Here is an 8,909-nt window from a genome sequence, read left to right as displayed (position 1 = left end):
AATATAATAGTTGACATATACAGAGATTGATGATAATATGTGGATAACTTATGAAATATTTTTTCACACATTGCCTGAAAACTTAAAAATTTTTTTCGTGAGGAGGAAAATTATGAAAAAGAAAGCACAAAGATTGTTGGCCGGATTTATCGCTATTGCATCAGCGGTTACAATGCTTACTGCCTGTGGAGGCGGTGCAAAGGGAAACAACAGCCCTGCATCCGGCAAAACTTCAACAGGTTCGACCCAAAATGCCACTTCAAAGACTTCGAGTGCAGCTGCCGATGATAAGCCAATCGAAATCAGCATGTATATGCCCGATAACGCAACACTTCCTTATAAACAGGATTGGCTTACCTTTGAAACCGTTCAGAAGAACACAAATGTAAAGCTGAGTGTAGAAGCTATTCCGATTGCCGATTATCAGACCAAGGTATCACTCGCACTCAACACAGCAGATAATGCTCCTGATGTTATACTCTATCAGTCAAGCGTAGGCGAGAATGCTTCTTTATCACTTAACGGTGCAATAGTTCCAATCAGTGATTACTCCGATTGGACACCTAATTATAATGCCTGGGTAGAGAAACTCGGACTTAAGGAAGATGTAGAACGCCTTAAACTTAAAGACGGCAAGCTTTATTATATGCCTGCTCTTTACGATAAGCCATTCTATGACGGCGGTCTCCTTCTTAGAGAAGACTTCCTTAAGAAAAAAGGGTTCGATGCTCCTAAGACCTTTGATGATTTATATAAAATATTAAAGGCTTATAAGGAAGAAAATCCTAAGTCCTATCCACTTACCATACTCGCAGGACCTAGAGTACTTTACAGATTTACAATGCCTTCTTTCGGTATCAGCGTAGGTAAGAACAGTTCTTCAGGTTCCTATACTTTAAGTTATGATTATGACAAACAGGAATACTTTACCGGAGCTATTGATGATAAGTGCAAAGAATATTTTGCTTTCTTCTCAAAGCTTTATAAAGAAGGTCTTTTAGATCCTGAAATGGCAGATCCTATTGACGGTGATAAGTGGGCAAAATGCCTGGCAGACGGAACTTCAATAGCATCTTGGGCATACTATGATCAGATAGGCGGAGTTGAAGCCGCTTCCAATATAGACGGCTTCAAGCTTCAGATGTATGCTCCTCTTGAAGGCCCTAGCGGAGCTCATACCCAGCCTCGTTCAAGAACAATAGGTGGAATTATGTTTCCGGCAAATGCAGCTAAGAGAGCAGACTTTGAACAGCTTGTAAGAAAAGTTGATGAAATGTTCTATTCAGAGGAAAACGCTAAAATCTGGTGTTTAGGTGTTGAAGGCATTACCTATAAGATGGATGGCGACAAGATAGTTTATGATGACAAAATAGTAAATGCTCCTAACGGAATCTTCAAGCAGATGCAGGTTGATTACGGTTGTGGTGCAAACGGTACACAGCAGGTATGGGTTCTTGATTATGAACTTACAAAATATGACGATAATTTCAAGAAGATTAACGAAGACGTTGCTGCAATGAAGGATTCAATCCAGTCCATCCCTCCTGCACCTGCCTTTGATGACATGACCGCTGAAGATGCCGCTTCTCTTTCCACCCCTCTGGCAGATAAGTTTGAGGTATGGGCAGATGCCTTCCTTACCGGCAAAAAGAGCATAGACAAAGACTGGGATGCTTATGTAAAAGAAATGAAGGATCTCGGAATCGAAGAATATTGCAAAATGTATAATGATAATCTGAAAAAATGATATAACTCCTAAATTATTCACGGAATATTCTGTGAATAATCAGAGATATCTCAACATTTTTTGGTGGCTGCTTGAAAGAAAGCAGCCACAATTTTAAAAGGATAACAACTATGAAAGAAATCAAATCCGGTGAAATTAAGAAAACACCATTTAAAAGATATTTGAAGCGGTATGGCGCACTCTACCTTATGCTCCTTATCCCTCTTATCTACTTTATTATATTTAAATATGTGCCTATGGCAGGAAACATCCTTGCCTTCAGAAGATATCAGCCCGGCAGGGGTATGTTTGGCACAACCTGGACTTTAAGATATTTTCAGAGGTTCTTAAAAGATCCGAGCTTCTGGCAGGCATTTAAGAATACCCTGGTTATTTCCCTTACAAACTTAGTAATTAACTTCCCATTACCGATTATTTTCGCAATACTTGCTAATGAAATTACTAATAAGGCTTTTAAGAAATTTGTGCAGACGGTTTCCTATATGCCAAGATTTATTTCTACAGTTGTAGTAATAGCTATAATGAATGAAATACTTTCTCCAAGCTCAGGTATTTTAAATGAGATACTTAAGTCAAACGGTATGGAGCCAATATATTTTATGAATGAACCGGCTTTCTTCAGACCTCTTTACATAATCTCGGAAGCCTGGCAGTATACAGGCTGGACAGCTATTATATACCTGTCAGCCATTACAGGTATCAGCAGTGATTTGTATGAGGCAGCAGAGATAGACGGAGCCGGCAAATTTCAAAAAATATGGTATATAACCATTCATTCAATCCTTCCTACTATTATGGTTATGCTCATACTGAATATAGGAAGACTTTTAAGCCTTGGATATGAAAAGATTCTTCTTATGTACACCCCTTCCAACTCAGGAGTGAGTGATATCATAGACACACTTGTTTACAGAACCGGTCTTATGAATCAGAACTATTCCTTAGCTACAGCCATCGGCCTTTTTGGTGGACTTATCGGACTTATTCTGGTAAGCGGTGCAAATAGATTAAGTAAGAAAATTACCGGAAATTCTTTATACTAAGAGAGAAAAAAGATGATAAAAGAGAAAAAACTTGTTAAATCAAAAAAACCTCAAAGCTTCAGCAGTAAAATATTTAACTTAGCCATATACATAATAATGGTGTTGGTTGTTATTATCTGTGTAGTACCTTTTATATATATGCTGGCCTTGTCTACCTCAGGTACTAAGGCAATATTAAATAATCAGGTTTATTTATTGCCGGTAGACTTTAATTTGGATGCTTACAAGCAAATATTTGAATATCCTAACTTTTTCAGGTCATACGGAAATACATTTTTATATACAATATTAGGCACAGCCATAGCTATGTTTATGACAATAATGTTTGCCTACCCTCTTTCAAAGGTTGACCTTAGAGGGCATAAGTTTTTTATTAAATTAGTTGTATTTTCAATGTTCTTTACAGGTGGAATGATACCTAATTACCTGCTTATAAGTTCACTTCACCTTGCGGGAACAAGGTTTGCTATATTGCTGCCCTTTGCCATTAACCAGTTCAATCTTATAATAATGGTCAATTCATTTCAGTCCTTCCCACACGAACTTGAAGAGGCCGCACTTATAGACGGACTGGGCTATTGGGGAATATTGAGAAGGGTGGTTATTCCTCTATCTAAGCCTGTAGTTGCAACTATCGCCCTTTACTATGCTGTATTTTTTTGGAATGACTGGTTCAATTCTCTCATCTACCTGAAAAGTGAGCAGTATCCTGTAATGCTTCTGCTCAGAAATATAGTAAACGGAACCCTTATGGTAGGTGACGGTGCAGGTTCAGCGGACAAGAGCACCATAGGTATAGCCATAAAGACTGCAGTAATTATAACTTCAACTTTACCAATAATTATAATATATCCGTTTTTGCAAAAATATTTTGTTAAAGGATTGACTGTAGGGGCGGTGAAGGGATAATAAATATGAAAGATAATATAAATTTAGATGAAATAAATACAGAGCAGAGAAATCCGCTAACCATGCATATTGACAAGGAAAGTACCGAAGGCATAATCAGATTGATGAATAGCGAAGATGCCAAGGTGGCTGTGGCTGTAGAGAAAGAAACTCCGAATATAGTAAAGGCAGTCGATCTAATCACAGCTGCAATCAGAAGCGGTGGCAGGCTCATATACTGCGGCTGTGGTACTTCCGGAAGACTGGGCATACTGGATGCGGTAGAATGTCTGCCAACCTTCAGAGCCGACTCTACAGTTGTAGATGCTTTTATGGCAGGAGGAAATAATGCACTGTTTAAAGCTGTTGAGCATGCCGAAGACAGCAAGGAACTGGCTGTAGAAGATATGAAAGCTAAAAACTTTTCAGACAAAGACATACTCTGTGGCATAGCTGCAAGCGGAAGAACTCCTTATGTAATCGGAGCTATGGAATATGCCAAGTCACTTGGTGCAAAAGTTGTAGGGTTAACCTGCTCAAAAGGAAGCGAGATAGACAGGCTTGCAGATATAGGAATATCCCCTCAGCTCGGAGGTGAGGTAGTTACCGGCTCCACCAGACTGAAAAGCGGAACAGCCCAAAAAATGATACTGAATATGCTTTCAACTGCTACTATGATTAAGTTAGGTAAGGTATATCAGAACCTTATGGTAGATGTCAAAGCTACCAATAACAAGCTTGTAGAAAGATGTATAAGAATAGTTATGGAGGCTACAGGAACTGGCAGAGAAAATGCTCTTAAACGCTTAGAGGAATGCAATTTCTCTGCCAAAACCGCTATAGTTATGATACTTTGCGGAGTAGATGCAGATGAAGCTGAAAACCTTTTAAACTCTAACTATGGACGTATTTCAGACATATTAAAGAAAGAATAAACTATGAAAGTATTAAATGGAATTGACCATCTTGAGGATGCCAAATCCCTGTTAAAAGGCAAAAGTATAGGGCTTATAACAAACTCTGCAGGTGTTAACGCAGACCTCGTACATGATACCAAAATCTTTCAAAAACTTGATTTTCATATAGAAACACTTCTCGCACCTGAGCATGGAATTTGGGGAAACATCCCTGCAGGTGAAATTGTTAACGATGGTATAGACAGGATAACCGGACTTCCTGTAAGCAGCCTTTACAACGATGAACGTAAAAATCTATCCAAAGAAGTTATCGGTAAACTTGATATCATAGTTTATGACATTCAGGATGTGGGCAGCAGATTTTATACCTATATTTCATTATTAAAAAATGTAATGAATGACTGTAAAAATACCGGTTTATCCTTACTTATTTTAGACAGGATAAATCCTCTCGGAAGCCAGGTAGAAGGAAATATCTTAAAAAAAGATTACTTTAGCTATGTCGGTACTGCTGCCCTTCCACAAAGGTACGGCTTAACTGTAGGCGAGCTTTCAAGGCTGTTTGACAGTGAAATAGGGCTTAAAGATAAGCTCCACATCTTAAAGGTATTAAACTGGGACAGAAATAAAGTTATCCCTGAAACAGGTTTGGTCTTTATGCCTCCAAGTCCCAATATACCTAATTTTGAAACTGCTTTGGCCTATACCGGGCTATGTTTGTTGGAAGGAACCAGTATATCCGAAGGGCGGGGAACTACTCTCCCCTTTCTTCAATTCGGTGCTCCTTTCATAAAGGCAGATATACTTGCTAAGGAGCTAAATAGACTCAAACTTCCTTCTGTAATATTTACTCCGGCATTTTTTACTCCGACTTTTTCAAAATATAAGGGTGAAATCTGTGAAGGAGTCAAACTTCATATAACTGATTATTATAAATATCAACCAGTGGAAACCGGCTTTAGAATTTTATATACCTTAAAACATTTATATGAAGATGATTTTAAATTACTGCCAAGGGAAAAAAACAGTAAACACAGCTTTTTTACCCTGCTTACAGGAACGAAGCTATTTACCGAAGAAAATACCGATATAGAAGAACTGATTGAAAATTTCAAGAGAGACAGTGAAACATTTGATAATATACGCAAACAATATCTTTTATACCAGGAGGAATGATATGCCTGATATGCTTGTAAAGCTCTACGATTTACCTGATTCTAATGCTATTTATAAAAAATGCGAAGATGAGGGAATAGAAATTAAAAGAGCTATGACACCTGACAGAAGACAGATAGTAAAATGGGTTAGCGAACATTCAAGTGATTATGCAGCGGGAGAATGTGAAAGCTGCTTTGGAAAAAGCCCTGTTACCTGCTTTATAGCTACAAGGGATAAGGAAATACTGGGTTATGCCTGCTACAATGCTACCGCCAAAGACTTTTTCGGGCCTATGCGTGTACTGGACAACGAGCAGGGAAAGGGTATAGGTGCAGCCCTCTTGCTCAGATCTTTGGAAGCATTAAAAGAAGAAGGCTACGGCTATGCCATCATAGGCTCGGTAGGTCCTGTGGATTTTTATACAAAGGTCTGTGGGGCAACTGTCATAGAAGGCTCAACTCCAGGGATATACAAGGATTTCTTAAGAGGCAGATAAATGGAAAATACAGTATTTAATATTAAAAGCGAAAAAGAAAACAAACTTGCCATCGGGCTTATGAGTGGAACCAGCGTAGACGGTATAGATGCCGCCCTTGTAAAAATAAGCGGTTCGGGACTTAGCACCAAGGTAATCCTTATTGACTTCATCACCCTTCCATTTACAGAGAAGACAAGAGCCCATATACTATCCCTTGCAGATGGTAAATCTACCAATATGGAAGAAGTTTGCAGGATGAATATGCTTATTGGAGAGCTGTGTGCAGATGCCTGTGAGGAAGTTATAAGAAAGGCCGGTATCAATAAAGAAGATATAGCCTTTGTAGGAAGCCATGGACAGACCGTTTGGCATGAACCTGTAAAGGTTGACTTCTTGGATAAGAGCTTTAACTCTACCCTACAGATAGGTGACTCCTCTCCTATCGCAGAAAGGCTTAACACGATTGTTGTAAGCGATTTCAGAGTCAGAGATGTTGCTGCTGGAGGAACGGGTGCTCCCCTTGTGCCTTATACTGAATTTGTTTTATATAATGATAAAGAAAAAAATATAGCACTTCAAAATATAGGGGGAATCGGAAATATTACCATTCTAAAAAAAGGCTGTAGCTTAGATGAAGTTTTTGCCTTTGATACAGGACCCGGAAATATGTTAATAGATGGCTGTATTTCTTATATAACCAAAGGAATACTTAGATTTGATGAGGGTGGAAAGCTTGCAGAAAATGGTTCTTCTAACAAAGAATTGCTTAACTTCATTATAGAAAATGATGATTATATAAGGCTTTCACCTCCTAAGAACAGCGGCAGGGAAAGATACGGTTCAATTTTTTTAGAGAAAATAATTAATAAAAGTATTAAACTCGGTATAAGCAATGAAGACTTGTTAGCCACCGTTACTGATTATACGGCTTATACTATATATTATTCCGTAAAAGAATATTGTGAAATCACTCCTGACAGACTTATAATCGGTGGAGGCGGGGCTAATAACCTTACTCTGATGAAGTATATCAAAGAATATCTGCCGGATACGGAGGTCATAACCAATGAAGACCTGGGGCTTAGCGGTGATGCCAAAGAGGCTGTAGCCTTTGCTGTCCTTGCCAATGACTGTATCTACGGAAAGTGCAACAATGCACCAAAGGCAACAGGAGCTCTCCACCCTGTAGTTATGGGAAAAATTACTATATAAGAAAGAAGGTTGAATATTATTAAATACATAGTCGGAATAGACGGAGGCGGTACCAAAACAAACCTGGAAGTCAGGTATTTTGAAAATTTGAATTCTCCTTATGAAATACTTGAAAAAGAAAAAATGAATTTTAAGACCGGCCCTCTTAATGTGAAGAACTTATCTTCCGGCAGTCTAAAGATGGCTGTTGTTGAAATGATTAACTTCTTAAAAGGCTTAGAAGGAGGGCTTGAAGCGTGTGAAATGATAGCCATAGGAACAGCCGGTGCAAGCAATTCGGAAATAGTAAACAGCATAAAAAAAGAATTTTCTCAAAACGGATATAACGGAGAACTTGTCATAGTAGGCGACGATATCACTGCACTTAAAGGCGGTCTTTCAGGAAGAGCCGGAGCTGTACTGATATCCGGTACCGGTTCAATCTGCACCGGAATAGACAGCAAGGGGGAGAGTCTCAGAAGCGGCGGCTGGGGCTATCTTATAGATGATACAGGCTCAGGCTATGCCATCGGACGAGATATTCTAAGTCAGGTAGTCAGGGAAAATGATGGTCGAAGTGTAAAAAGCATACTTACAAAGCTTGTATATGAAAAACTTAAAATATCTTCCATACCTGAGCTAATTGCCTATGTATACTCTGAAAATACAGGTAAAAACGATATTGCAGCTCTTGCACCCCTGCTTGTAGACGGTATTGCAAACAGTGACAAGGCTTCAGTTGATATCTGTAACAAAGCTGTTTTAGACCTTTGTAATTTGGCAGAAGCAGTAGTGCATAACTTAGATACCGCCGAACCCGAACTTATGCTAAGCGGCAGTATACTAACCAAGCTTCTTCCTGTAAGAGAAAGGTTTTTGGAGATTTTTATATCAAGAAATAAAAATGTGAAAATCAGAGAGCCTGAGCATAGTGCAGAAACAGGAGCTATACTTATCGGGGCGGAACATATTAATAATACTGTTTAGAGGATAATTATCCCTATTACCCACAAACGAATTGAATTCAGACAAAAAGAGGGCGGTTACCCGTCCTCTCAATCTTTTCATAACAGCCTCATTAGTCTTCCTATGTCAAATCAAGTTTATAAATTGCAACCCTAAATGTCAGTATTTTATAAATTTTTTTCTAGGCTCTTATAGACCGCATTTGAACTCAGTCCACCAAACATCTTTCTCGGATAGTTATTCATAAATTTCTCTATCTCTTTGATCCTCTTTTTGCTGAAACTACCTATGTACATATTGTTTGGTGTACTTTTTTACTCATTTATACTGACACTTTATTTTACCATTTATACACTCCTTCTCCCTAAAAAACTCCCACACAGCCCTGGCTGCTCCTTCATTCATTCCTTCTACTGCCCTTAGTTCTTCTTCTGTAGTTTAGTTCTTCTTCTATGTTAAACATTACTCAATCACTTTCTACCGGATTATTTCAGCTCTTCTATTATCCCCCTAAGCTCCAT

8 protein-coding genes are annotated in these 8,909 nt (G+C 38.6%); all 8 read left to right on the top strand.

Going from position 1 to position 8,909, the window contains the following annotated elements; all coding sequences use genetic code 11:
* The first annotated feature begins 112 nt into the window (after positions 1 to 112).
* A complete protein-coding gene (locus tag ACTTKP_RS09815) occupies positions 113 to 1,747 on the top strand; it encodes an extracellular solute-binding protein (protein ID WP_442553726.1) in 1,635 nt (544 codons plus the stop codon).
* A gap of 110 nt (positions 1,748 to 1,857) precedes the next feature.
* Positions 1,858 to 2,790, top strand: coding sequence for an ABC transporter permease (locus ACTTKP_RS09810; protein WP_442553725.1), 933 nt, complete (start codon positions 1,858 to 1,860; stop codon positions 2,788 to 2,790).
* A 12-nt stretch (positions 2,791 to 2,802) separates the two neighbouring features.
* Complete coding sequence (locus ACTTKP_RS09805) at positions 2,803 to 3,699, top strand: carbohydrate ABC transporter permease (protein ID WP_442553724.1); 897 nt, start codon at positions 2,803 to 2,805, stop codon at positions 3,697 to 3,699.
* 5 nt (positions 3,700 to 3,704) lie between these two features.
* Positions 3,705 to 4,613, top strand: coding sequence for an N-acetylmuramic acid 6-phosphate etherase (gene murQ / locus ACTTKP_RS09800; RefSeq protein WP_442553723.1), 909 nt, complete (start codon positions 3,705 to 3,707; stop codon positions 4,611 to 4,613).
* A gap of 3 nt (positions 4,614 to 4,616) precedes the next feature.
* A complete protein-coding gene (locus tag ACTTKP_RS09795; protein WP_442553722.1) occupies positions 4,617 to 5,771 on the top strand; it encodes an exo-beta-N-acetylmuramidase NamZ family protein in 1,155 nt (384 codons plus the stop codon).
* A gap of 1 nt (position 5,772) precedes the next feature.
* The gene (locus ACTTKP_RS09790) at positions 5,773 to 6,249 is read left to right on the top strand and encodes a GNAT family N-acetyltransferase (RefSeq protein WP_442553721.1); all 477 of its coding nucleotides are present in this window, start codon (positions 5,773 to 5,775) and stop codon (positions 6,247 to 6,249) included.
* Positions 6,250 to 7,443, top strand: coding sequence for an anhydro-N-acetylmuramic acid kinase (locus tag ACTTKP_RS09785; RefSeq protein ID WP_442553720.1), 1,194 nt, complete (start codon positions 6,250 to 6,252; stop codon positions 7,441 to 7,443).
* Between the two features lie 9 nt (positions 7,444 to 7,452).
* Positions 7,453 to 8,409, top strand: a complete 957-nt coding sequence (locus tag ACTTKP_RS09780; protein ID WP_442553719.1) for an N-acetylglucosamine kinase — start codon at positions 7,453 to 7,455, stop codon at positions 8,407 to 8,409.
* Positions 8,410 to 8,909: the final 500 nt, after the last annotated feature.

It is taken from the genome of Catonella sp. (genome assembly GCF_052169795.1).
Lineage (GTDB): Bacteria > Bacillota > Clostridia > Lachnospirales > Lachnospiraceae > Catonella.
This window is presented reverse-complemented; position numbering and strand designations above follow the sequence as displayed.

Bases quoted from the DNA above. Each gene is read 5' to 3' on its own strand.
- ACTTKP_RS09795 (WP_442553722.1), top strand. From the start codon at position 4,617: ATGAAAGTATTAAATGGAATTGACCATCTTGAGGATGCCAAATCCCTG.
- ACTTKP_RS09815 (WP_442553726.1), top strand. From the start codon at position 113: ATGAAAAAGAAAGCACAAAGATTGTTGGCCGGATTTATCGCTATTGCA.
- ACTTKP_RS09785 (WP_442553720.1), top strand. From the start codon at position 6,250: ATGGAAAATACAGTATTTAATATTAAAAGCGAAAAAGAAAACAAACTT.
- ACTTKP_RS09805 (WP_442553724.1), top strand. From the start codon at position 2,803: ATGATAAAAGAGAAAAAACTTGTTAAATCAAAAAAACCTCAAAGCTTC.
- murQ (WP_442553723.1), top strand. From the start codon at position 3,705: ATGAAAGATAATATAAATTTAGATGAAATAAATACAGAGCAGAGAAAT.
- ACTTKP_RS09810 (WP_442553725.1), top strand. From the start codon at position 1,858: ATGAAAGAAATCAAATCCGGTGAAATTAAGAAAACACCATTTAAAAGA.
- ACTTKP_RS09790 (WP_442553721.1), top strand. From the start codon at position 5,773: ATGCCTGATATGCTTGTAAAGCTCTACGATTTACCTGATTCTAATGCT.